This is a genomic window from Streptomyces sp. NPDC046939, from assembly GCF_040644575.1.
Taxonomy (GTDB): Bacteria; Actinomycetota; Actinomycetes; order Streptomycetales; family Streptomycetaceae; genus Streptomyces.
Genome location: NZ_JBEYWV010000039.1, coordinates 43,910 through 67,429, shown reverse-complemented (window position 1 = coordinate 67,429; position 23,520 = coordinate 43,910). Strand labels below are relative to the sequence as shown.

Annotated in this window: 16 protein-coding genes; 7 read left to right on the top strand and 9 right to left on the bottom strand. The window is 70.6% G+C overall.

Annotated elements, in window-relative coordinates; genetic code table 11:
• Positions 1-100: 100 nt before the first annotated feature.
• The 3 genes from ABZ877_RS33305 (at position 101) to ABZ877_RS33295 (ending at position 4,536) form a co-directional block, all read left to right on the top strand.
• Positions 101-1,222, top strand: coding sequence for an LLM class flavin-dependent oxidoreductase (locus ABZ877_RS33305; RefSeq protein ID WP_361079080.1), 1,122 nt, complete (start codon positions 101-103; stop codon positions 1,220-1,222).
• A gap of 117 nt (positions 1,223-1,339) precedes the next feature.
• Complete coding sequence (locus tag ABZ877_RS33300; RefSeq protein ID WP_361079077.1) at positions 1,340-3,079, top strand: D-aminoacylase; 1,740 nt, start codon at positions 1,340-1,342, stop codon at positions 3,077-3,079.
• Positions 3,076-4,536, top strand: a complete 1,461-nt coding sequence (locus tag ABZ877_RS33295) for an aldehyde dehydrogenase family protein (protein WP_361079074.1) — start codon at positions 3,076-3,078, stop codon at positions 4,534-4,536. Before ABZ877_RS33300 ends, ABZ877_RS33295 begins: the two co-directional genes overlap by 4 nt.
• 42 nt (positions 4,537-4,578) lie before the next feature.
• Here the strand turns inward: ABZ877_RS33295 and ABZ877_RS33290 are convergent, their stop codons facing one another.
• Positions 4,579-7,203, bottom strand: a complete 2,625-nt coding sequence (locus ABZ877_RS33290) for a bifunctional FO biosynthesis protein CofGH (RefSeq protein ID WP_361079071.1) — start codon at positions 7,201-7,203, stop codon at positions 4,579-4,581.
• Positions 7,204-7,229: 26 nt separating this feature from the next.
• Positions 7,230-8,084, bottom strand: a complete 855-nt coding sequence (locus ABZ877_RS33285) for an LLM class F420-dependent oxidoreductase (RefSeq protein WP_361079069.1) — start codon at positions 8,082-8,084, stop codon at positions 7,230-7,232.
• A gap of 197 nt (positions 8,085-8,281) precedes the next feature.
• On the opposite strand from ABZ877_RS33285, the gene ABZ877_RS33280 reads away from it, so the two are divergent.
• Positions 8,282-9,817, top strand: a complete 1,536-nt coding sequence (locus ABZ877_RS33280) for a CehA/McbA family metallohydrolase (protein WP_361079066.1) — start codon at positions 8,282-8,284, stop codon at positions 9,815-9,817.
• A 33-nt stretch (positions 9,818-9,850) separates the two neighbouring features.
• Here the strand turns inward: ABZ877_RS33280 and ABZ877_RS33275 are convergent, their stop codons facing one another.
• Together ABZ877_RS33275 and ABZ877_RS33270 are read right to left on the bottom strand one after the other, a co-directional pair.
• Positions 9,851-10,768 carry a hypothetical protein gene (locus ABZ877_RS33275; protein WP_361079063.1) on the bottom strand — a complete coding sequence of 306 codons (918 nt, stop codon included), beginning with the start codon at positions 10,766-10,768 and terminating at the stop codon, positions 9,851-9,853.
• Positions 10,769-10,882: 114 nt separating this feature from the next.
• Positions 10,883-12,328: an FG-GAP and VCBS repeat-containing protein gene (locus ABZ877_RS33270; RefSeq protein ID WP_361079061.1), complete on the bottom strand. Its 1,446-nt coding sequence runs from the start codon at positions 12,326-12,328 to the stop codon at positions 10,883-10,885.
• 271 nt (positions 12,329-12,599) lie between these two features.
• Between ABZ877_RS33270 and ABZ877_RS33265 the strand changes: the two genes are divergently transcribed.
• Positions 12,600-13,721 carry an ADP-ribosylglycohydrolase family protein gene (locus ABZ877_RS33265; RefSeq protein WP_361079058.1) on the top strand — a complete coding sequence of 374 codons (1,122 nt, stop codon included), beginning with the start codon at positions 12,600-12,602 and terminating at the stop codon, positions 13,719-13,721.
• An 896-nt stretch (positions 13,722-14,617) separates the two neighbouring features.
• On the opposite strand, the gene ABZ877_RS33260 is transcribed toward ABZ877_RS33265, so the two are convergent.
• Together ABZ877_RS33260 and ABZ877_RS33255 are read right to left on the bottom strand one after the other, a co-directional pair.
• Entirely contained in the window at positions 14,618-16,183 is a 1,566-nt protein-coding gene (locus tag ABZ877_RS33260) for a sodium:solute symporter family protein (protein WP_361079055.1), read from the bottom strand.
• Positions 16,184-16,556: 373 nt separating this feature from the next.
• Positions 16,557-17,351, bottom strand: coding sequence for an SDR family oxidoreductase (locus ABZ877_RS33255; RefSeq protein WP_361079053.1), 795 nt, complete (start codon positions 17,349-17,351; stop codon positions 16,557-16,559).
• A gap of 99 nt (positions 17,352-17,450) precedes the next feature.
• On the opposite strand from ABZ877_RS33255, the gene ABZ877_RS33250 reads away from it, so the two are divergent.
• Positions 17,451-18,305 (top strand): hypothetical protein, encoded by an 855-nt coding sequence (locus ABZ877_RS33250; protein WP_361079051.1) that lies wholly within the window; start codon positions 17,451-17,453, stop codon positions 18,303-18,305.
• Positions 18,306-18,496: 191 nt separating this feature from the next.
• On the opposite strand, the gene ABZ877_RS33245 is transcribed toward ABZ877_RS33250, so the two are convergent.
• From ABZ877_RS33245 to ABZ877_RS33235, 3 genes are all read right to left on the bottom strand, one after another.
• A complete protein-coding gene (locus ABZ877_RS33245; RefSeq protein WP_361079048.1) occupies positions 18,497-18,697 on the bottom strand; it encodes a DUF397 domain-containing protein in 201 nt (66 codons plus the stop codon).
• Positions 18,698-18,982: 285 nt separating this feature from the next.
• Positions 18,983-19,840: a helix-turn-helix transcriptional regulator gene (locus ABZ877_RS33240; RefSeq protein WP_361079045.1), complete on the bottom strand. Its 858-nt coding sequence runs from the start codon at positions 19,838-19,840 to the stop codon at positions 18,983-18,985.
• Positions 19,841-20,169: 329 nt separating this feature from the next.
• Entirely contained in the window at positions 20,170-20,907 is a 738-nt protein-coding gene (locus ABZ877_RS33235) for a GPP34 family phosphoprotein (protein ID WP_361079042.1), read from the bottom strand.
• A gap of 330 nt (positions 20,908-21,237) precedes the next feature.
• Between ABZ877_RS33235 and ABZ877_RS33230 the strand changes: the two genes are divergently transcribed.
• Positions 21,238-23,469 carry a D-alanyl-D-alanine carboxypeptidase gene (locus ABZ877_RS33230; protein WP_361079039.1) on the top strand — a complete coding sequence of 744 codons (2,232 nt, stop codon included), beginning with the start codon at positions 21,238-21,240 and terminating at the stop codon, positions 23,467-23,469.
• The last annotated feature ends 51 nt before the right edge of the window (positions 23,470-23,520 follow it).

Below are 23,520 nucleotides of genomic sequence, written 5' to 3'. Positions count from 1 at the left end.
GCTGACGGTGCGTCAGCTATTGACGCTCCACGGGCCCGGTGGAACAGTCGGGGCATCCGATCTGACGTACCGTCAGAAAAAGCGAGGACGGTGAACCTCCTTGGAATTCGGCCTCTTTGTACAGGGATACGTGGGCAAGCGGGCGCTGACCGACCCGGCCGCCGAGCACCGCGCGCTCATGAACGAGACCGAGTACGTCATCCAGGCGGACAAGTCCGGCTTCAAGTACGCCTGGGCGTCCGAGCACCACTTCCTGGAGGAGTACTCGCATCTGTCGGCGAACGACGTCTTCCTCGGCTACCTGGCGCACGCCACCGACCGCATCCACCTGGGCTCGGGGATCTTCAACCCGCTGGCCCAGGTCAACCACCCGGTGAAGGTCGCGGAGAAAGTCGCCATGCTCGACCACCTCAGCGAGGGCCGCTTCGAGTTCGGCAGCGGGCGCGGGGCCGGCTCGCACGAGATCCTCGGATTCCTCCCCGGCGTCACCGACATGAACCAGACCAAGGAGATCTGGGAAGAGACCATCGCCGAGTTCCCGAAGATGTGGCTCCAGGACGAGTACGAGGGGTTCCAGGGCAAGCACTGGTCGCTGCCGCCCCGCAAGATCTTCCCCAAGCCGTACGGGAAGTCCCACCCGGCCATGTGGTACGCGGCCGGGTCCCCGCCCTCGTACGCGATGGCCGCCCGCAAGGGGCTCGGCGTGCTCGGCTTCTCCGTGCAGAAGGTCTCCGACATGGAGTGGGTCCTCGATCAGTACAAGACGGCGATCCGGGACGCGGAGCCGGTCGGTGACTTCGTCAACGACAACGTGATGGTGACGTCGACGGCCATTTGCGCGGAGACGCACGAGAAGGCGGTGGAGATCGCTGTGCATGGCGGTCTCAACTACCTGCAGTCGTTGGTCTTCCGGTACCACGACACCTTCCCGCGCCCGGAGGGGATCCCGCAGTGGCCGGAGATCCTGCCCGACTACACCGCCGAGATCATCGAACTGCTCATCGCCGAGGAGCTGATGATCTGCGGCGACCCGGACGAGGTGCTCCAGCAGTGCAAGCGGTGGGAGCAGGCCGGGGCCGATCAGTTGTCGTTCGGGCTGCCCATCGGGATGGGGCACGAGGAGACGCTGAACTCGATCCGGCTGATCGGGGAGCACGTCATACCGAAGATCGATACGGATCCGGTCCACCGGACCACGCGGTTCAGGGCGGCCGGGGTCTGATCGTTGCTGAGCTGCCCCGGCTTTCCTCCTCCCGGACAGGAGAGTCGGGGCCCTTCTTGACCCCGCTCCTCAATCGCCGGAGGGGCTTCGTACGGCCGGAGAGGCTTGGTGAAGAGCGTGCTTGATCACCTCATCGAAGGGGCCGCTGTCGTCGACGGGACCGGGGCGCCCGCGTTCGTCGCCGATGTCGGGATCCGGGGCGGGCGGATCGCCGTCGTGGCCGAACCCGGGACCGTCACCGAGGAGGCCCGGAGCCAGGAGGACGCCACGGGGCTCGTGCTCGCGCCCGGGTTCGTCGATCCGCACACGCACTACGACGCCCAGTTGTTCTGGGACCCGTACGCGACGCCCTCCCTGAACCACGGGGTGACCACCGTCGCCGGCGGCAACTGCGGCTTCACGCTCGCGCCGCTCCACCCCGCCCGGCCCGAGGACGCCGACTACACGCGGCGGATGATGTCGAAGGTCGAGGGCATGTCCCTGGTCGCCCTCGAACAGGGCGCGCCCTGGACGTGGCACTCGTTCGGGGAGTACCTGGACGCGCTGGAGGGCCGGATCGCCGTCAACGCGGGCTTCATGGTGGGGCATTGCGCGCTGCGGCGGTACGTGATGGGACCCGACGCCATCGGAGGGCAACCCTCGCCGGACCAGTTACGGGCGATGCTCGACCTCTTCCACGACGCCATGGACGCGGGCGCCTGGGGCTTCTCCACCACCCAGTCCTCCACGCACTCCGACGGGGATGGCAAGCCCGTCGCCTCGCGCCACGCGCTGCCCGCCGAGCTGATCGCGCTGAGCCAAGCGGTCGGGGAGCACGAGGGGACGCAGATCGAGGCGATCGTCGCCGGGTGCCTCGACCAGTTCAACGATGCCGAGATCGATCTGCTCGTGGAGATGAGCACGGTCGCGGGCCGCCCGCTGAACTGGAACGTCCTGACCGTCGACGCCGCCGTGCCCGAGCGCGTGCCCCGCCAGCTCACGGCGAGCGAGCGGGCACGGAAGGCGGGCGGCCAGATCGTCGCCCTGACGATGCCGATCCTGACCCCGATGAACATGTCGCTCGGCACGTTCTGCGCGCTGAACCTGATCCCCGGGTGGGGGGAGGTGCTCGGCCTGCCGGTGGACGAGCGGATCGCGAGGCTTCGGGACCCGGACGTGCGGGCGGAGATGCTGCGCCGGGCCGACAGCAAGGAAGCCGGGGTCTTCCGGCGCCTCGCCGACTTCGGGCGGTACGTCATCGGGGACACGTACGCGGAGTCGAACGCCGGGCTGACCGGGCGGGTCGTACGGGACATCGCGGCCGAACGCGGACAGCAACCCTTCGCATGCCTGGTCGAGATCTGCGCCGCCGACCGGCTGCGAACGGTCCTCTGGCCGATGCCGACCGACAACGACCCCGCCTCCTGGGCGCTGCGCGCCGAGACCTGGCAGCACGAGGACGTGATGCTGGGCGGCTCCGACGCGGGCGCGCACCTGGACCGGATGTGCGGGGCGCCGTACACGACGCGGTTCCTCGGGGACTGCCTGCGGGGCAGGAAGCTGGTGGGCCTCGAAGCGGCGGTGAAGATGCTGACGGATGACCCCGCGCAGTTGTTCGGGCTGCGGGAACGGGGGAGGGTGCGGGAAGGGTGGCACGCGGATCTTGTCCTCTTCGACCCGGAGACGATCGACGCGGGCAAGGCGACTCTCGTCCACGACCTGCCCGGCGAGAGCCCGCGCCTCGACTCCAGGGCGATCGGCGTCCGCGCCGTGTGGGTCAACGGCGTCGAGGCGATCCGCGACGACGTGGTCAGCGGCGCGGTCCCCGGCAAGGTGCTGAGGTCGGGCCGGGACACGCGGACGGTGAGCACGAGATGACGGCTGGGCGGCTGTTCATCGGGGGTGAGTGGATCGAGCCGGAGGACGGGTACTACGAGGTCGTCGACCCGGCGAGCGAGGAGGTCGTCGGGCAGGCACCGAAGGCATCCCGGCAACAGGTGTATGAGGCCGCGCGCGCCGCGCGGGAGGCTTTCGGCACGTGGTCGCGCACGCGGCCGGAGGAACGGGCGGCGATCCTCGACCGCACGGCCGACCTCATCCAGCGGGATTTCACGGAGCACGCGCGCGTGGCGCAGGCCGAGAGCGGGGCGACGACGTCGACCGCGCGGGGGATGCAGGTCGGGGTGGGGGTGGCACGGTTCCGGCGGTATGCGCGGGGCGCCCTCGAACCGGTGGAGGAGGGGTTGCCGCCGCAGGTCCATGAGGCCGGTCCGATGGGCAGGGCGGGGGTGGTGGGCGCGCTGGCGGTGCGCCAGCCGGTGGGCGTCGTCACCTGCATCACCTCGTACAACAACCCGTGGGCGAACCCGGCGGGAAAGATCGCCCCGGCGCTGGCGATGGGCAACACGGTGGTGGTGAAACCGGCGCCGCAGGACCCGTTGTCCGTGTACCGGATGGCGGCGGCGCTGGAGGAGGCGGGAGTGCCGCGCGGCGTCGTGAACGTGGTGAGCGGTACGGGGGTCGGGGTCGGCGAGGCCGCTGTCGACTCCCCGGACGTGGACATGGTCAGCTTCACGGGCTCGACGGCGGTCGGACAACGCATCGGCGAGGTCTGCGGCCGGTCGATGAAGCGCCAGTTGCTGGAGCTGGGCGGAAAGGGCGCGGCGATCGTCTTCGCGGACGCGGACCTCGACGCGGCGGTCGCCGGAATCGGCACGACGTTCTCCTTCTACAGCGGCCAGATCTGCACGGCACCGACGCGGGCGATCGTGGATCGGCGGGTGTACGCGGAGTTCGTGACGCGCTTGGCGGCGTACGCGCATGCGCTGCGGGTCGGCGATCCAAGGGCCGAGGGAACGGTGATCGGCCCGGTCATCTCGGCGGCGCACCGGGGCCGGGTGGAGGCGTACGTGGAGCTGGGCCGCAAGGAGGGCGCGCGGGTTGTCACCGGTGGCGAGCGCCCGGAGGTGGACGGCAGGGGCTTCTACGTAGCCCCCACGCTGCTCGCCGACTGCACGCCCGACATGCGCGTGGTCCGGGAGGAGATCTTCGGCCCGGTCGTGGCGGTGGTCCCCTTCGACGGCGACGAGGACGAGGCGGTGGCCCTCGCGAACGACTCCGAGTACGGGCTCATCGACTACGTCTGGACGGGCGATGTGGCGCGCGGGTTCCGTGTCGCACGGCGGTTGCGCTCGGGCGGCGTCGGCGTGAACACGATCGGCCGGAACATGGAGGCACCGTTCGGGGGGTTCAAGAAGAGCGGGGTGGGGCGTGACGTGGGCTCATACGCCCTGCACACGTACAGCGAGGTGCAGTCGATCGTCTGGCCGGGCTGAGCCGGGCCGGGGAGCAGGCCCCGGCCCGGATCGGTCCCGGTCTCAGTCCCCGAGCACCGGCAGCAGCTCCGGCAGATGTCCGTCCGATGCCGCCGCGGCCCGGACCCGCTCCTCCGGGACGGGCCCGTACAGCGTCGTGCGGGGCTTCGACGGGCGGCCCGCTGCCTCTGCCACCGCCACCAGGTCCTGCACCGACTTGTAGGAGCCGTAGGAGGAGCCCGCCATGCGGGAGATCGTCTCCTCCATCAAGGTGCCGCCCAGGTCGTTCGCGCCGGAGCGGAGCATCTCCGCCGCGCCCTCCGTGCCCAGCTTCACCCAGCTCGTCTGGATGTTGGGGATGTGGGGGTGGAGGAGGATGCGGGCCATCGCCGTGACCGCCCTGTTGTCGCGGGTCGTCGGGCCCGGGCGCGCGATGCCCGCCAAGTACACCGGGGCGTTCGTGTGGATGAAGGGGAGCGTCACGAACTCCGTGAAGCCGCCCGTCTCCTGCTGGATCGCGGCCAGGGTGCGGAAGTGGCCGAGCCAGTGGCGGGGCTGGTCCACATGCCCGTACATCATCGTGGAGGAGGAGCGGATGCCGAGGGAGTGGGCTGTCTTGATCACCTCGATCCACGTCGCCGTGGGCAGTTTGCCCTTGGTCAGGATCCAGCGGACCTCGTCGTCGAGGATCTCGGCGGCCGTGCCGGGGATCGAGTCGAGGCCCGCCTCCTTGGCCGCGGTCAGCCATTCGCGGATGGACATGCCGGTGCGCGACGCCCCGTTCACGACCTCCATCGGGGAGAAGGCGTGGACGTGCATGCCGGGGACGCGTTCCTTCACGGCCTTCGCGATGTCGAAGTAAGCCGTGCCGGGCAGGTCCGGGTGGATGCCGCCCTGCATGCAGACCTCGACCGCGCCGACGTCCCACGCCTGCGCCGCCCGGTCCGCCACCTGCTCCAGGGAGAGCGTGTACGCGTCCGCGTCCGTGCGGCGTTGCGCGAAGGCGCAGAAGCGGCAGCCGGTGTAGCAGACGTTCGTGAAGTTGATGTTCCGCGTGACGATGTACGTCACGTCGTCACCGACCATCGATTTACGGATGTCGTCCGCTACCGCGCAGAGCGCGTCCAGTGCCGGGCCGTCCGCGTGGAGCAGGGCCAACGCCTGGTCGTCGGTGAGGCGGGTGGGATCGGACGCCGCCACAGTGAGGGCCTCGCGTACGTCCGCCTCGATGCGGGACGGGACCATGCCCGGCGCCGCCTGTTCGCGCAGGGCCTCCCAGTCGCCGTACACCTCGTCGAAGTCGTCGCGCCGGTCCGACGTGCGGCCCTCGGTGTCGATGGTGCGGTGCAGGTCCGTGCGGCCGGTGGCGGTGAACTGCTCGTCCGGTTCCTGCCAGGGGCGGCCGACGACGGGCGCGTCCGCGATCGCCAGGCCCGTCTCCGGGTCGGCGAGGGCGCGTACGTGCGGCAGGAGGCGCGGGTCGAGCCATGGCTCGCCGCGCGTCACGAACTCCGGGTAGACGCAGAGGCGTTCGCGGAGTTCGAAGCCCGCCCGCGCCGAGTGCTCGGCCAGTTCGTCCAACTGGGGCCACGGCTTTTCCGGGTTCACGTGGTCGATCGTCACGGGGGAGACCCCGCCCCAGTCGTCGATCCCGGCGCCGATGAGGCGCGCGTACTCGCCGTCCACCAGGTTCGGGGGCGCCTGGAGGTTGCCCGACGGGCCCATGATGTGGCGGGCCACGGCCACCGTCGCGACCAGGTCGTCGAGGTCCGCGTCGGGCATGCCGCGCATCGCCGTGTCCGGCTTGGCGCGGAAGTTCTGGATGATCAGCTCTTGAATGCCGTGGTACGAGCGGGCCACGCGGCGCAGCGCGAACAGCGATTCGGCGCGCTCCTCGTACGTCTCGCCAATGCCGATCAGCAGGCCGCTGGTGAAGGGGACGGAGGAGCGGCCCGCGTCCTCCAGGACCCGCAGCCGTACCGCCGGCTCCTTGTCGGGCGAGCCGTAGTGCGGCATCCCCGGCTCGGACCAGAGGCGTTCCGCCGTCGTCTCCAGCATCATGCCCATCGACGGCGCCACCGGCTTGAGCCGCTGGAAGTCCGTCCAGGACAGCACCCCCGGGTTGAGGTGCGGAAGGAGGCCCGTCTCCTCCAGAATGCGGATCGATATGGCCCGCACGTACGCGATCGTGTCGTCGTACCCGTGCGCGTCCAGCCACTCACGCGCCTCCGGCCACCGGTCCTCCGGCTTGTCGCCGAGCGTGATCAGCGCTTCCTTGCAGCCGAGTTCGGCGCCCTTGCGCGCGATGTCGAGGACCTCGTCCGGCGACATGAACATTCCGTGCCCGGCGCGCCGCAGCTTGCCGGGAACCGTCACGAACGTGCAGTAGTGGCACTTGTCCCGGCACAGGCGGGTGAGCGGGATGAAGACACTCTTCGAGTACGTGATCACGCCCGGTCGGCCCGCCGCCTCCAGGCCCGCGTCGCGCACCCGCGCGGCGGACGCCGTGAGGTCGGCCAGGTCCTCGCCGCGCGCCTGGAGCAGTACGGCGGCCTCGGTGACGTCGAGGGCGACGCCGTCTCTGGCCCGTTTGAGCGCGCGGCGCATCGCGTTGGCGGTGGGGCGGTCCGCCCGCGGCTGTGTCTGGGGTCGGTCCTCGCTGCGTACGGCGTCGTCCGGATCACTCATGTAGCGAGCATACGAGTGCATGTGTCTCATACGTACTGGTCCGGGTCGTCCACGTACTGGTCCAGGCCGTCGAGCGCCGCAAGCACGGTCCGCTCGTCGCCCGCCGGCAGTTGCAGCACCACCTCCTCCACACCCTGGTCGACGTAGTGCGCGAGCTTCCCGGGCGTCGGCACGACCGCGTACGGGACGACCTCCAGCGCCGCCGGGTCCCGTCCCGCCGCCTCCCACCGGGCCCGCAACTCGGGCAGCGTCCGGCTCAGACCGGCGCCCCCGATCGGCATCCAGCCGTCCGCGTACGCGCAGATGTGCTCGAACAGGATCGGGCCCGCGCCGCCGCCGACGAGGATGCGGGGCGCGCCGCCGCGCACCGGCTTGGGGTGGGCGTGGCTCGCGCGCACGGACCGTCCGTGCGTGGCCGTGTACGGGGTCGGGTCCGGGGCCCACAGGGCGCGCATCAGGCCGATCCGGTCCCGGGTCAGGTCCCTTCTCGTACGCCACTCGACCCCGTGGTCGGCGGCCTCCTCCCTGTTCCAGCCGAAGCCGACGCCGAGCGTGAGACGGCCGCCGGAGAGGTGGTCGAGCGTGGCGACCTGCTTGGCGAGGACGATCGGATCGTGCTCGGCGACGAGCGTGACCCCGGTGCCGAGCGCCAGCCGCTCCGTGACGGCGGCGGCCTGGCTCAGCGCCACGAACGGGTCGAGCAGGCGGGTGTACTCGCGCGGCAGGTCGCCGCCGTTCGGGTACGGGGTCGTGCGCTCGGCGGGGATGTGCGTGTGCTCGGGCAGGTAGAGGCCGGCGAAGCCGCGCTGTTCGAGCGCGCGGGCGAGGCGGACCGGGGTGATGGTCTCGTCGGTCAGGAAGATCGTGGTCGAGATCCGCATGCGGGCATTGGTAGCGCCGGGGGCGTGAGGAGTCCATGGCGAGGAGTCCATGGCGAGGAGTCCATGGCCGTGCCGGGAGCGGCGGGGGGGGGGGCGGGCTTCGGCCGTAATCCGCCGCTCCCCTTCCCTTGCCCGGGGGTTCACGGCTCAATGCCAGGGTCGCACCTGCCACACCCGACACCTTGGGGAGCCGCGATATGTGCACCGATGACACGAACCAGCAGGCGCCAGGCATGGGCAGACGGTCGTTGCTCGTGACCGGGGCCGCCGGCGCCCTTACGCTCACCACCATGAGCTTCGCCAGCGCCGCCGAGGGCACGCCCGAGGGCTCGCAGTCGACTCGGACGCTCAGGGGTACGTTGCCGCCCGGCGCGCCCGACTACGTGTACCTGCCGGTGGAGGTGCCGCGCGGGGTACGCGAGATCAAGGTCGCCTACACGTACACGAAGGCGACGGTGCCGCCCGGCACCCAGAACAACGCGCTGGACATCGGCATCTTCGACGAACGCGGCACGGCGCTCGGCGGCAAGGGGTTCCGCGGCTGGTCGGGCGGGGCCCGCACGGAGTTCTTCATCCGTGCGGACGACGCGACGCCCGGCTACATCCCCGGGCCGGTACGCGCCGGTCTCTGGCACATCGTGCTCGGGCCGTACACGGTGGCGCCGGAGGGGCTGCCGTACGAGGTGACGGTGACGCTGACGTACGGCACGCCGGGGAAGGCGCCCGCGCGGACCTACCCGCCGGAACGGGCGCGGGGGCGGGGCCGCGCCTGGTACCGCGGCGACTGCCACCTCCACACCTGGTACTCGGACGGGCGCCGCACCCCGGCCGAGATCGGCGCCCTCGCACGCGCGGCGGGGCTCGACTTCATCAACACGTCCGACCACAACACGCACTCCTCCCACGCCCACTGGGCGGACGTGGCGGGCGACGACCTGCTGGTGATGCTCGGGGAGGAGGTCACGACGCGCAACGGTCACGTCCTGGCGCTCGGCGTCGAACCCGAGACCTTCATCGACTGGCGGTACCGGGCGCGGGACAACCGCTGGGCGACGTACGCGCGGGAGATCCGCCGCGCGGGCGGCCTGGTCGTGCCCGCGCATCCGCACGCGACGTGCATCGGGTGCGGCTGGAAGTTCGGGTTCGGGGAGGCGGACGCGGTGGAGGTGTGGAACGGCCCCTACACCCCGGACGACGAGATCTCCCTCGGTGACTGGGACAACACGCTGGTGTCCTACGCCCGTTCGGGGCGCCGGTCGGGGTGGATCCCCGCGATGGGCAACAGTGACTCCCACCGCGACCCGGACCGCATCGGCGGCCCCCAGACCGTGGTCCTGGCCGACGACCTGTCCCGGGACGCCATCCAGGCGGGCATCAAGGCGGGGCGCTCGTACGTCGCCGAGTCCAAGGACGTGGAGGTCACCTTCACGGCGACGGGCGGCAAGGGCGCGCACGCGGGCATCGGGGAGCGGCTCGCGGTGGACCTGGACACGCCGGTGACGGTCCAGTTGTCGGTGAAGGGCGCGCCCGGCTGCACCCTCCACCTGGTGACGGACCAGGGCACGCTGTTCACCTCCGCCGCGCTGCCCGCCTCCGGCGAGTCCACGGCGACCTGGCGGACGACACCGTCGTACGCGGCGTACGTACGGGCGGAGGTCCGCCACGCATCGACGACACCTGGTCTGCCCGGGGCGCTGGCGGCGTTCACGAACCCGGTGTTCCTGGGGGAGTGAGGGGTGGTTCTGCGGGGTCGGCGGTATCGGCGGTTATGGAGCCGTGGGCCCCGCGGGCTCTCCCTCGAACAACTCCTCGGCGGTACTGACGACTAGAGCACGATCGAACCAGGCATCGAGCTGCCCCAGGTCCCTGCACGCCTCGACGCGCTGCCGCACGGGTTCGGACACTTCGATGCCACGCCGCTCGAGAATCCGCAGAACATCCTCGACGGCCTTCTGCACGCGCCCTTCGGAAAGCCCTTCCTCCCGGCCTTCCCGCCGCAGTCGCATCGACGTCTCGGACCGGAAGTAGGAAAGGGGGAGCGTCATCATTCGCCTCCAGATGTCGGCGGCCGGGAACTTGCCCAGCCCCAGTTCGGTGAACTCGGTGAAGACCGTCGCGGTCTCGTCGTCGACGGCTTTCAGTCCGGCAGCCAGCCTCTCCAGTATGTCAGCGATGTCCGGACTCTTGGCGTGGGTGATGGCGGAGAAGACGGCCAGCGGGACGTCCCGGGCGACCTCCTCCTCCGTGGCCACCACCGGCACGTTGTGCGGCCCGAGGACGAGGGGCCGCATGGTGATGAGCGGCCAGGGATCGAGGCCGACCTTGAAGGGCCCCGAGGCCCAGCGAGCGGTGGCCTCGTCCTGGCAGGTGACGACGAGCTCGACCGGCAGCCGGTACTTGGCGTGCAGATACGAGGCGTAGTAGCACCAGCTCGGCGGCTTGTGCGCGCTCTTCGTGCTCTGCGACTCGACGGCCAGCAGATAGCCGCCGCCGTCGGCCGTCTCCATGTGCAGCAGAGTGTCGACGCGTCGTTCCAGGGGCTCGGTCTCCGTCAGATCGGTGGGCATGAGCGCCACACCGACCGGTTCCGGGAACGAGAGCCCCAGTGTCCGGAAGGTACGGCCGAAGACACCCGGGTCCTTCTGGAAGATCCGGTGCATCGCTTCGTGGGATGAGCTGACCATGTGGATGAAGCTAGGAACGGCAGAGGTGGGCCGCAGGCATATGACTGCGGCCCACCCGTACGAGGGAGCGCGGGGTGTGGCGGCGCACGCCCCGCGGTCGACCGTTCGGGCTGGTTAGCGGCCCAGGTCACGGCCCAACTGGGCGTTGGCTACAGGAGCGTGGAGGGTGGCCGGGCCGAAGGAGGTGGTGGCGGTCGTTGTGAGGCCGGTGGGGGTGCCGCGGAGGAGCCAGGTCGCGCCGGAGTCGCGGTAGGTGCCGTCCTCCAGCGGGGCGGCGGCGGTGAGGTCGGCGTGCTTGTCGCCGTCGAGGTCGGACAGCAGGACCTGGAGGCCGAACCGGTCGCCCTTCTCGCTGGCGCCGGGGATGCCGGGGGTGGACTGGTGGAATGCCTGGGCGCCCGCGCCGCTCAGGCCGCCCCTGCCGCCCTTCAGGAGGACGACGGCGCCCGCGTCGGTGACGTCGCCGATCGCCTCGCCGGGGACGCCGACGGCGATGTCCGCGAACCCGTCGCCGTTCACGTCACCGGCGGCGATGTCCGTCCCGAACTGGTCGCCGCTCTCGCCGCTGCCCGGGACGCCGCTCGTCTCCTGGGTGATCGCCGTCGTACGGGTGGAGGAAGGGCCGGCGGCGCTGCCGTACAGGACGCGGACCGTGCCCTTCTCGTAGGCGATGTCCTCGTAGTTGTCACCGATGTCGTGGACGACGAGGTCGCCGTAGCCGTCCCCGTCGACGTCGGCGACAGCCCCCGCGAGGCTGGAGGTAAGGGAGGTGGAGGTGTGGGCGACGCCGTCCGCGCCGCCCTTCCAGAACTTGCTCGCGTACGCCGCCTCCTCGAACCCGTGACTCGTGACGATGTCGTCCGCGCCGTCGCCCGTCACATCGCCGACGACGAAGTCCTGCGGCCCGAAGGTCTGGCTGGTCACGATGGTGTCGGTGCGGGTGGCGGCGCCGGTCGTGCGGTGGAAGGGGCCGTACGAGACGGTCATCCCGGCGTCGTCGTCGTCCGGGTCGTCGCTGCGGGGGTAGTCGTCGGTGACCAGGTCGCGGTGGCCGTCCCCGTTGAAGTCCCCGACCGAGAACAGGCCGGACCCGCCCGGCAGGCTGACCGCCCCGGCGCCGCTCAGGCCCGTCGCGGAGCCCCACAGGACGACGGGGTGCGACCCGTTCACCGACCCGACGACGAGGTCCGTGAACCCGTCCCCGTCCAGGTCGCCGGTGGCGGTCCGCTCCCCGAAGTACTCCCCGCCGGTCGATGTCCCCGGCACCCTGGCGGAGTCCCGGCTCAGCACGCGCGCGTGGGTGACATCCGCCCCGTTCTTCGATCCGTAGACCACGGCTATGACCCCGGCGGCCTGCTTGCCGCCCACGGCACCCCCGGGCGCGCCGAGCGCGAGGTCCGCGTAGCCGTCGTGGTTGAAGTCGGTGAGGGGGGTGCGGGGTGGGATGGGTGCGAGTGCGGCCGTGGCCGTTCCCGTGGCTGTGGCCGTGGTGACGGTTGCGGCGGTCGTGGCGGTGAGGGCGGTGGTGAGGGCCAGAGCGGTCAACAGGGTGCGGCGCACAGGGGCTCCCGGGTTACGTGGGGAAACGGCGGTAGGCATAGGGGAGACGTTCGGGGGGCGGGAAGCGTTGTACGCGGAGGGGGGCGTAGAGGGGGCGTTTCCGGGCGATGGTTCTGTGTTGTTGTGTACGCCTTCGCTAATTGGGCGAATTCTGTCTCATGTGATTTCACGGCTGTCTTTTCGCATACCAGGTGAGGTCGCATGAGTCGCTACAGCGAACGTTCCCGGTCGGGCTCGGTCGATTACAGTGCTGCCCGGAGGAGGGGATCCCATGGGCGCACCGGTCGCCGCCGCGGCCGTCTGGGGCCGCGTCGAGCAGCAGGACTTCCGCAGCCGGGTACGCGGCACGCTCCTCGGCGCCGCGCTCGGCGACGCCTTCGGTGCCCCGCTCACCGGGCTCACCCTCGACGCCATCCGCGAGACGCACGGCGCCGCCGGACTCACCCAGCTCGCACCCGCGTACGGGCGCAGGGGCGCCGTGACCGCGGCGACCCAGCTCGCGCTGTTCAGCGTCGACGGGCTGATCCGGGCGCAGGTGCGGCGCGACACCGGGGCCTGGCATCCGCCCACCGATGTGCACCGGGCCTACCTGCGGTGGGCCGCCACCCAGCGGGACTGGGGGCCCGACGAACGCCGCAAGGAAGACGGGTGGCTCGCGCGCGAGGAGTGGCTGTACTCGCGGCGCGGGGCCTCTCGGGCGTGTCTGCTCGGGCTCGGCAACGACGTCATGGGGACGTTGGACAAGCCGAAGAACCCTGAGGCGGCCGGGCCCGAGGCCGTGACGCGGTCGGCGCCGTTCGGGCTCCTCGTGGGGTGGGAGCCGCAGCTCGTGCTCCAGTTGGCCGTCGAATGCGCCGTCCATACGCACGGTGCCGCCGAGGCGTATCTCGCGGCCGGGGCGTACGCGGTGATCGTGCATGCGCTCGCGCGCGGGGAGTCCCTGGACGCGGCGGTGCAGCGTGCTCTCGTGCTGCTTGCGGCGCGGCCCGGGCATGTGCCGGTCGTCGAGGCGCTCAAACATGCGGTGGGGGCCGTGCGGCAAGGGATGCCCAGTCCCTCGCGGGTCGGGGAGCTGGTCGCGGACGGCGGGGCCGTCGGGGCGCTCGCCGCCGCCGTGTACTGCGCGCTCGTCGGGGAGGACATACGGCACGGGCTCGGACTCGCCGTCCACCACGACGGGCCTTCGGCGGAGGTCGGGGCGTTGTGCGGGGGGTTGCTCGGGGCGCTGCACGGGGAGACGGCGTTGCCTCCGGCGTGGGTGGCGGAGCTTGAGGGGCGGGCGACGATTCTGCTTCTGGCGGATGATTTCGCGATGGAAATGACGCAGGGCGCTGCGCTGCATGGACCGGGCGTTTCGTCCCCGGGGTGGCTGGCGCGGTATCCCCGGGCTTGAGGCCCGGCGCGTATGCGAGGGCGTTGTGGGGCGCGGTCGGTTGGATGGTGGGGCGGGGCCGGTCCAGACGTACACGCGAGGGCGCTGTAGGGCGCGGTCGGTTGTGTGGTGGGGCGGGGCCGCGCCGGCGTACCTCCTCGGCCGGATAGGTCTGGTCGCCTGCTGTCCGCCCAGAGGTCGCGTATCCGGGGCGGGTTTCCGGCGGTGTCCTGCGGGGGCACCCCGACACGTCCCCTCACGTGGCGACGCGGGTGCACCCCGGTGGCCCATACGGTGGCCACAGCACGGCCGGGTACGCCTGGTGCCGCCGCCTTGGGCAACCTGCCATCCACCACCCCCACCCCGAACACCCCTGCTGCCGCAGGCAACTCGCCGCCCACCGCCCCCACCCCGGGGCGCCCGGCCCCGCCCTGGGCAACGTGCCACTCCCCGCATCTTCCCACCCCGGCCGCCCCGCCCGCCTTGGCCAACCTGCCGTGCCCCGCGCCTCCCCACCCCGGGGCGCCCCGCCCCGCCGTGGGCGACCCACCGCTCCCCGCACCCCCCCGCCCCGCCCGCCTTGGGCAACCCGCCGCTCCCCGCCCCTCCCCACCCGGGCCGCCCCCGCCCCGTCTAGGGCAACCTGCCATCCACCCCCCCGCCCCGGGCGCCCCCGCCCCGCCTTGGGCAATCTGCCGCCTGGGGCGGCAGGGTGGGCAAGGCGGCACCCCGGCGCCGGGCCACCGTGCAAAGCGGGCTCCCGCAAGCACCCCGCCCCGGGCAGGCAGCCCCCCGCGTACAACCAACCCGCGCAGGGGCCCCGCTGCGTTCACGTCAGGGCCCGGGCCCGGGGCATCCCATCGACCAGCCGGCGCCCACCGAAGCAACCCGGCGTATCCCAAAACCCCGCCCCCTCCCTAAAGCCGCCGCGCCTCATCCACAGGCCCCGTCGGCGCCGGAATGCCCCCCGCGGCGAGCGGCCCGTCGGCATCCGTGTTCAGCCGCTCGATCAGCGCATCCCGCTCAGGCGTGTCCTCCGGCTTGACGTAGCCGATGACCACGTACAGGACGAGTGAGACGGCGAGCGGGATGGAGACCTGGTACTGGAGGGGGACGCCGCCGTCGACGTTCCAGTTGATGGGGTAGTTGACCAGCCAGAACGTGAACAGGCCCAGCGCCCAACTGGTGAGCGCGGCTGTCGGCCCGGACTTGCGGAAGGGGCGGAGCAGCCCGAGCATCATCGGGATCGCGATCGGCCCCATGAGACCCGCGACCCACTTGATGACCACCGTGATGATGTCTTTGAAGGTCGGGGAGTTGACCTGTGTCGCCACCGCCATCGACAGGCCGAGGAAGATCACCGTGGTGAGGCGCGCGGCGAGCAGGCCCTTGCTGCCGACCCACTGCTCCTTCGCCTTGCGCGACAGCGCGGGCGCGAGGTCCCGCGTGAACACGGCCGCGATGGCGTTGGCGTCGGAGGAGCACATGGCCATGGTGTGGGAGAAGAAGCCGACGATGACGAGGCCGAGGAGGCCGTGGGGGAGGAGTTGTTCTGTCATCAGGCCGTACGAGTCCGAGCCGTCCGGCTTCTCGGCCTTGACGAGGAGCGGTGAGACCCACATCGGGAAGAAGAGGACGACCGGCCAGACGAGCCAGAGGACGGCGGAGAGGCGGGCGGAGCGGGTGGCTTCGCGCGGGCTGTTGGTGGCCATGTAGCGCTGGGCCTGGTTGAGCATGCCGCCGTTGTACTCGAACAGCTTGATGAAGAGGAAGGCCAGGAGGAAGACGGTGCCGTAGGGGCCGACGAGCGGTTTGCCGTGGCCCGCCAGTTCCGGCTCGTCCCAGACGCCGAAGATCCCGCCGAACGGGCCGAGCTTGGAGACGACGGCCACGAACATCGCGATGCCGGCGATCAACTGGATGATGAACTGGCCGAGTTCGGTCAGCGCGTCCGCCCACAGGCCGCCGATGGTGCAGTAGACCGCCGTGATGGCGCCGGTGATCAGGATGCCCTGGTTGATGGAGATGCCGGTGAAGACGGAGAGCAGGGTGGCGATGGCGGCCCACTTCGCGGCCACGTCGACGATCTTCAGCAACATGCCGGACCAGGCGAGCGCCTGCTGTGTGCCCAGGTTGTAGCGGTTCTTGAGGTATTCGAGCGGTGAGGCGACGTGGAGCCGTGAGCGCAGCCGGTTGATGCGCGGCGCGAAGAGGTTGGCGCCGATGGCGATGCCGAGCGCGATGGGGAACGACCAGGTGATGAAGGACGTGACGCCGTAGGTGTACGCGATGCCGGCGTATCCGGTGAACATCACGGCGCTGTAGCCGGACATGTGGTGTGAGATGCCGGAGAGCCACCAGGGCATCTTGCCGCCGGCGGTGAAGAAGTCGGAGACGTTGTCCACGCGTTTGTGCGACCAGATGCCGATCGCGACCATGATGCCGAAGTAGCCGATGAGCACGGCCCAGTCGAGACTGTTCATGTGCCCCCTCCAGGGGTCCGCCTTGTGAACGTTGCGGCTCTTCGTCAGTACGTCCGTTCCAGCGGGCGCCCCCTTGCGGGAGTGGGGACTTCCGGGATTGAACCGCTTGTTCGGGTGGACGGTCAAGAGGTTCGTGGGTCATGTACGTGAACGCAGATCAGCAAGACGAACGATTTTGCATTTTCGTTACTGGGCGGGGAGTTGTCGTGAACGTGACGCCGCCCACACCATGAGCGGGCACTTCGTCAGTAGCCGCACACACGCGAACGGCCGTACGGGATGCGGGTCCCGTGCGGCCGTGTGACGAGAGGGGTGAGATCGATTTCGGTGAAGTTCCTTGAGGCAGGGGTGTCTTCGGTCGGTTCCGCGCGCCTCAGCGCATCACCTCGCCCGCGTTCACCAGCAATTGCTGCCCCGTGATCGCCCGCGCGCGGTCCGATGCCAGGAAGACCGCCGCCTCCGCCACGTCGCCGTCCGTGGCCAGTTCCGGCAGCACCATCCGCTCCGTGAGCCTCGCCAGGACCTCGCCCTCCGGCACCCCTTCGGCGTGCGCGGTGTACTGGACGTACGTCCGTACCGGCGGGCCCCACATCCAGCCGGGCAGCACCGTGTTGACCCGGATCCGGTACGGGCCGAGTTCGCGCGCCAGTGAGTACATCGCGCTGGTCAGCGCCCCTTTCGAGGCCGCGTACGCCGCCTGCCGCACCTGGGAGGGGGCCGCCACCGCCGACTGCGTCCCGATGAAGACGACCGAGCCGCCGTGCTCCTTGAGCGCGGGCAGGCAGGCCCGGGTCATCCGCAGCGTGCCGAGCAGGTTCACGTCGACGACCCGGCGCCACGTCTCGAAGTCCGCGTCCTCCAGGCCGCCGAAGCAGCTGTCCCACGCGGCTACGTGGATCACCGCGTCCACCCCGCCGAACCGCTCCCGCGCGAGCGCCGCCAGCGCCGCGCACTGTGCCTCGTCGCCGATGTCCGTCACCCGGTACGCGGTCCGGGCGCCCTCCGGGTCCAGTTCGGCCGCCGTCTTCGCCAGGTTGGCCTCCGTGCGCGCCCCGAGCACGGCGTTACCGCCGTCCCGCACCACGGCCGCCGCCACCTGGTGGCCGAGCCCGGCGCCGACCCCCGAGACGATCACGGTCCTTCCGGCGAGCAGCTCGTCCGTGCCCATGAGGAGCCTCCCGAGTCTGGCCATTCATCTGACGGGGCGTCAGAGTATGGGCGGCACGTCGAGGACGGAAGACACGTGAGCGGGAGAAGGAGTGGTGGCATGGACGCACGGCCCGGTTCCGGCACCCGGAGCGAGACGTACGCGGAGCTGGCGGCCCTCGGCCCCTACGGGGTGCGCCCGGGCCACGCCCTGATCACCATGGTGGAACCGCACCCGGGGCACGAGCGCGCGTACAACCGCTGGTACGAGGACGACCACTACTACGCCGGCGCGATGGCGATGCCCTGGATGTACGCGGGGCGGCGCTGGGTCGCGACGCGCGACCTGCAACTCCTGCGCTACCCGGAGAAGTCGGCGGTCGCCGAGCCGGTCACCGCCGGGTGCTACCTCTCCACGTACTGGATCACCGAGGGGCGCTACGACGACCACATGAAGTGGACCGTCGCGATCAACAAGCGGCTCAACCGTGACGGCCGCGTCCATCACGACCGCACCCACGTCTTCACCGCCTTCCAGGACCACGAGGCGACGGTGTACCGGGACGGGGCCGCCGGGCCGCGCGACTTCCATGCCCTCGACCACCCGTACGCGGGCCTCGTGCTCGAAGTCGTCGACGTGGCGGACGGGGAGCGGCGTCCCGAGGTGGCGAAGTGGCTGCGGTCGTGGCATCTGCCGCCGGTCCTGGCCGGGTCACCGGCCGCGATGGTCGTCCTCTTCCGGCCCACGCCGCTGCCCGGCGACCGGATGACCTACGTGAAGCAGGTGGAGGGCGTCGACACCCGGCTGACGCTGCTCTGGTTCCTGGAGGCCGATCCGCGCGACTGCTGGCAGGAACGGTTCACCGGGCTCGGGGAACAGGTGGCCGAGGCCGGGCTCGGGGCGCGGGTGGAGCTGATGGCGCCCTTCGTGCCGACCGTGCCGGGCACCGACCGCTACGTCGATCAACTGCGATAGCGGCTGCGGTCACGGCGGTCGCGGATTCGGGGATTGCGGGAGCGAAGGTTTGCCGGGCACAAGCCGAGCCCCCTCGGCCGGGACGGCGGGCCAGTCGAGAGGGCTCCCACGGTGGTGCCTGATGCGTGTGACACAGGTGGTGCTGGTGGTGCTGGTTGTGCATGTGTGGTTGTTGTGCCGTTCCTCGTCCTCTACAACGAACCCGTGCGCACCTTCCGCACGAACGCGGTCCAGGTCTCGGGGCCGAAATCGATCGACGGCCCCTGCTCGACCTTCGAGTCCCGCACCGCGATCGCGCACAGCTCGGGAGACCGGACCTCGACGCACGCGCCGTTCCCCGTGGAATAGGAGGACTTGACCCAGGATTCCGTGGCGCCCTGCTGAATTGCCATGATTGCTCCGCTTTTTAGCCAGTGGTCGAATTGCATCCCCGCCCGGAGGTCCAGAGCGGTTCTCGCCAACGATGTTGTCTTGATGGCGTGATCGACGCTACTCGCCAACCCGAGTACGTGAAGCGGGCATTCACCCGACCGGATGGCATATTCCATGGGAGTCTTCCATTCCTCCGAGGGATAGGTGTACCGTGCGGCGCCCTTGCCTCGGAGGCATGAAATCCGGCGGTCACGCAGAGGAATCCGGCCTTCCGGAGATCGTCGCGGAGGGGTCGGAAAGCGCCCTCAGCGCGCGTACTCCTTCGCGATCTCCGAGATGAACTGCCGGGATTGCTCCACGTTCAGCGCCTGTGCCCGCAGATGCTCGTACATGACGCTGTACTTCTGGACATCGTTGGCCTTCTCCAGATAAAGGTCGCTGGTGACGCCCTCGATGTAGACCACGCTGGAGTCCGCCGCGTCGGGGAACTCCAGGATCGCGTACTGCCCGTTGAGCCCCGGATGCGCGCCCATGTCGAACGGGATCACCTGCACCGTCACATGCGGCAACTGCGACTGCTCGACCAGGTGCTCCAACTGCTCGCGCATGATGTTCCGGCCGCCGACGACCCGGCGCAGCGCCGCCTCGTCGAGCACCGTCCACAGCCGCAGTGGATTGTCCGGCGCCTGGATGCGCTCCTGCCGGCGCATCCGGACCTGCACGCGCTTCTCGATGTCCTGCGGGGTCGTCTCCGGCAGCGCGCCGCTGATGAGGGACTCCGCGTAGCCGCGCGTCTGCAACAGACCGGGCACGACCTGCGGATCGTAGACGCGCAGGCTCGCCGCGTCCGTCTCCAGGCCGATGTAGACGCTGTAGGGGATGTCGCCGAACGAGTGCCACCAGCCCTGCTGACGCGAGTCCTTGGCCATCTGCATCAGCGAGTCGACGATCCGGTGGTCCTCGACCTCGTACACCCCGCACAGGTCGCGTACGTCGCGCTGGCTGATGCTGCGCCGCCCGTTCTCCAGGCGGCTGATCTTCGACTGGGACACCAGCAGGCGCTCGGCGACCTCCTCGGCGGTCATGCCCTTGAGCTCGCGGAGCCTGCGCAGCTCCTGGCCCAACCGGCGTCGTCTGACAGTGGGATTGACGTTGGACGCCACGGGACGTGCACCTCCGGCTGCGTGCATCTTTTTCTACGTTGCGTATCTGCTGCTCAGCAGATTGCCACTTCAGAGCGTTTGCCGCTGGGAAACAGCGGATGTGTGTACGGACGGCCCCCGCACACACGACCGCGCGGGGCGATGGCCGGGCACCCGCCGCGTGGTACGGACGTCCGGTTCATCGCCCCGCGCGGTACAGCGGCTCCCGGACCGGTCGTGGGGACTGCGGCGCGGCGCTGTTGCGGGTTGGTGCGTGGTTCTGCCTTGTGCGTGGTTTCGCTTCGTGCGTGGTTCTGCCTCGTGCTGGGTGTGCTGGTGCTACCGCGCGCCTAGTGGGCCGCGGCGCGGGCCATGGAACCGTGACGCGGCTGCATCGGAACCCCCCTGGCGGGCTCCGGTGCGCCCCGGCCCGCCGGGGCGGCGGGCGAACGGCGTGGCTGAGCGGCCACCCCGTTCTGGACGTCCATCACGGCGTGCGCCACGAGGCCGCCCATCGGGTCGTGCCTGATCAGGTCCCGCAGCCGGGAGCGGGACGAACGTCCCTCATTGCCCGGGTACAGGTGCTTGCCGAGACCGACCGCGTGGGCCAGCGCGGCGAGCGCCGCGGTCCGTGGGTCCGGTGGCACGCCGGTACGGATCGCTGAATCCAGCCGGGACCTTATCTCCCGGCTGATCGCCGTGTCCGTCGCCTGATAGCGAGTCGTCGGCAGTACCCCGCACATCTGGCCGGCCACAGCATGCACCATGCCGCACCGCTCCAGGTGCGAGAGGTAGGTCTGGCGCAGCCCGAGACGCGGCCCGCCAATCCAGTGGACCGCCCGCACAGGAGCGCCGCGCCTTCGCAGCAACTCCAACGCGCAGTCCAGAGTCGGATCTCCGGTCGGCCGTGGTGCCACCACGGCGATACGATCCCCGTCTGGGGCTATCCGTCCGGCCAGCGCCAGCTCTACTAGCTGTGCTCCGGCCAGACCTAGGTCGAGCGACTGCGGCTGTGCGGTGGTACCCGTGGTCGGGTCCAGCGCCAGCAGCAGAAGCTCCTCCGGAAGTGTTCTGCGGCTCCTGCCCATCCATGCCTCCCCGCGTGGATGAATGACAGGGTGACCCCTCTCACATTGGTCTGTCGAGAGTGCGTGGGGACTTTGGACGGGAACCAGTAGGTATGTCGTTCTCGTCTACCACGGGGGTTAAGCCCCCACACAGGACACTGGTACATGGTTCGGACAGGGCCGCAGGACAGGATCGGCCTGTCCGGCGCTGAGTGGTGAGTGGTCGAGGAGGCATCGGTGGCGGGGACCCCGGACAGGTCGGGCGAAGAGCAGAAGGCGTCGGGCGGCCCGGCCCGGGACGAACGAGACCCGCGCCTTTCCGTGGCGCGGGAGACTCCGTCGGCGTCTGGCGTGGATCAGGCGACGACGGTGTTCTCCGTCCGGGACGTCGCGAAGGCGGAAGCCGGTTCCGGTTCTGGTTCCGGTTCCGGCTCGGATTCCGGTACGGGGTCCGCTGCCGCGGCGGAGCCCGGGGACGAGCGGCTCCGCGCCGCGGTGGCGGCCTGGGTCGGCACGGCTGACGGCAAGGACGAGACGGACGCGGACGCGGCTGCCGCCGATACCGGGAAGCGCGGCGGCGCCGCCGAGGCGGAAGCGCCGGGGGCCGCGGATGGCGCCGAGTCGGAGTCCAGCGCCGCCGCTGAGGCCGGGGCGCCGGTCGATGCTGCCGCAAAGGCCGCGGACAGCGCCGAGGCCGAGCCCAACGGCGCCGAGAAGCCCGAGCCCGCCGACGCAGAGGATGCCCAGCCGGAGAAGGCCGGGCCCGCTGACGCTGCCCCGAAGGCCGCGTCCAGCGGCGCTGCGCAGGCCGCCGACGCGGAGGACGCCGTACCGCAGAAGCCCGAGCCCGCCGACGCCGAGCCGGAGAAGTCCGAGCCCGCCGACGCCGCCCCCAAGGTCGCCGCTGCAAAGGCCGCCGAGCCGAAGAAGCCCGAGCCCGTCGACGCCGAGCCGGAGAAGTCCGACGCCACCCCCAAGAAGCCCGCCCCCGCCGGAGGCACCGGCGGCGACGAGGCTGGCGGGGTTGATCAGGCGACCGCCGTGTTCAAGGCTGTCGCGCCGCCCGTCGATCAGCCGACCACCATGCTGAAGGCGCCCGGCGTCCGTCCCGCCGAGTCGGATGCCGAGCGGACCAGCAAGTTCGTGCCGCTGAAGTCCCTGGACGACCGGGGCGGCGACAAGGCGAAGCCCGCCACGACCGCCACCCCAACGCCCGCCCCCACGGAGCGCACCGCCGAGACGGCCGTCCCCGAGCCGACCACGCAGCAGCCGCTCCCGCCGAAGCCCCCGCTGGACCTGCTCGCCGAGCTGACCAACACGCCGCCGCCCCCGGAGACCCGGGTCCGTACGACCGTGCGGCGGGTCAAGATCTGGACGCCGCTGGTCCTTCTCCTGATCGTGATCTTTGCAGTCGTACAGGTCGTGCGCCCGCTGCCGGCCCCGACGCTGGAGCTGACCGCGAAGGACTCGGTCACCTTCGAGGGCGACAAGCCCGCGGTGCCGTGGCCGGGCCAGGGCCAGGCGGCGATGGACGTGAACGGCATCGGCACGTTCGGCACGTCCGGTACGCAGAAGCCCGTACCGATCGCGAGCATCGCCAAGGTCATGACCGTCTACCTGATCCTGCGGGACCACCCGCTGAAGACGGGTGAGAAGGGTCCGGACATCCCGGTCGACGCCGCCGCGCAGAAGCACTACGAGACCGGCAAGGCCGAGCGGGAGTCGGTGGTGAAGGTCTCCGAGGGGCAGAAGCTCAGCGAGTACGAGGCGCTCCAGGCGGTCATGCTGCCGTCGGCGAACAACGTGGCCAAGCTGCTGGCCCGCTGGGACACGAAGAGCTCGTCCGAGGACCAGTTCGTCGACAAGATGAACAAGATGGCCAAGGACCTCGGCATGAAGAACACCACCTACACCGACCCCAGCGGCCTGGACAAGACGACCGTCTCCACCGCCGACGACCTGGTGAAGCTGGGCCGCGCCGCGATGGAGAACCCGGTCTTCAAGGAGATCTCCAGCCAGCCCAGCTACGTGGACCTGAACGGGGACAAGCAGAAGAACTTCTTCGGCCTGGTCCCCACGGTCGCCATCGGCATCAAGACCGGTACGACCACCGCGGCGGGCGGCAACATCCTCTTCGCGGCGGAGAAGAAGATCGACGGCAAGACCCAGACGATCATCGGCGCGGCCCTCGGCCAGTACGGCCGGAACGGCACGGCCAACATCGACGAGGTCACCGGTGTCGTCGAGAACCTGATCGCGTCGGGGCAGAAGGCGCTGACCGCGAAGACCGTCGTGAAGAAGGGCGACGTCGTCGGCCATGTCGACGACGGGCTCGGCGGGACCACCCCGGTCGTCGCCGCCAAGGACGTCTCCGCGGTCGGCTGGTCGGGCCTGACCGTCCATCTGAAGCTGGACGGCAAGAAGGGTGAAACGCTCCCGCACACGGCGAAGGCGGGCACGGTGGTCGGCGTGCTGAGCGTCGGTGACGGGAAGAACGACGCCACCGCCGTCGAGGTCCCCGTGGCGCTGCAGAAGGACCTCGCGGAGCCGGGCTTCGGCGCGAAGCTCCGCAGGCTCGGCTGACCCCGCTGCAACAAGGGACCGAACAGCACCGCGCCCGTCGATCAGCCCCAC

Bases quoted from the DNA above. Each gene is read 5' to 3' on its own strand.
- ABZ877_RS33235 (WP_361079042.1), bottom strand. From the start codon at position 20,907: ATGGGCAGGAGCCGCAGAACACTTCCGGAGGAGCTTCTGCTGCTGGCG.
- ABZ877_RS33290 (WP_361079071.1), bottom strand. From the start codon at position 7,203: ATGAGTGATCCGGACGACGCCGTACGCAGCGAGGACCGACCCCAGACA.
- ABZ877_RS33250 (WP_361079051.1), top strand. From the start codon at position 17,451: ATGGACGCACGGCCCGGTTCCGGCACCCGGAGCGAGACGTACGCGGAG.
- ABZ877_RS33255 (WP_361079053.1), bottom strand. From the start codon at position 17,351: ATGGGCACGGACGAGCTGCTCGCCGGAAGGACCGTGATCGTCTCGGGG.
- ABZ877_RS33260 (WP_361079055.1), bottom strand. From the start codon at position 16,183: ATGAACAGTCTCGACTGGGCCGTGCTCATCGGCTACTTCGGCATCATG.
- ABZ877_RS33295 (WP_361079074.1), top strand. From the start codon at position 3,076: ATGACGGCTGGGCGGCTGTTCATCGGGGGTGAGTGGATCGAGCCGGAG.
- ABZ877_RS33280 (WP_361079066.1), top strand. From the start codon at position 8,282: ATGTGCACCGATGACACGAACCAGCAGGCGCCAGGCATGGGCAGACGG.
- ABZ877_RS33245 (WP_361079048.1), bottom strand. From the start codon at position 18,697: ATGGCAATTCAGCAGGGCGCCACGGAATCCTGGGTCAAGTCCTCCTAT.
- ABZ877_RS33275 (WP_361079063.1), bottom strand. From the start codon at position 10,768: ATGGTCAGCTCATCCCACGAAGCGATGCACCGGATCTTCCAGAAGGAC.
- ABZ877_RS33265 (WP_361079058.1), top strand. From the start codon at position 12,600: ATGGGCGCACCGGTCGCCGCCGCGGCCGTCTGGGGCCGCGTCGAGCAG.
- ABZ877_RS33285 (WP_361079069.1), bottom strand. From the start codon at position 8,084: ATGCGGATCTCGACCACGATCTTCCTGACCGACGAGACCATCACCCCG.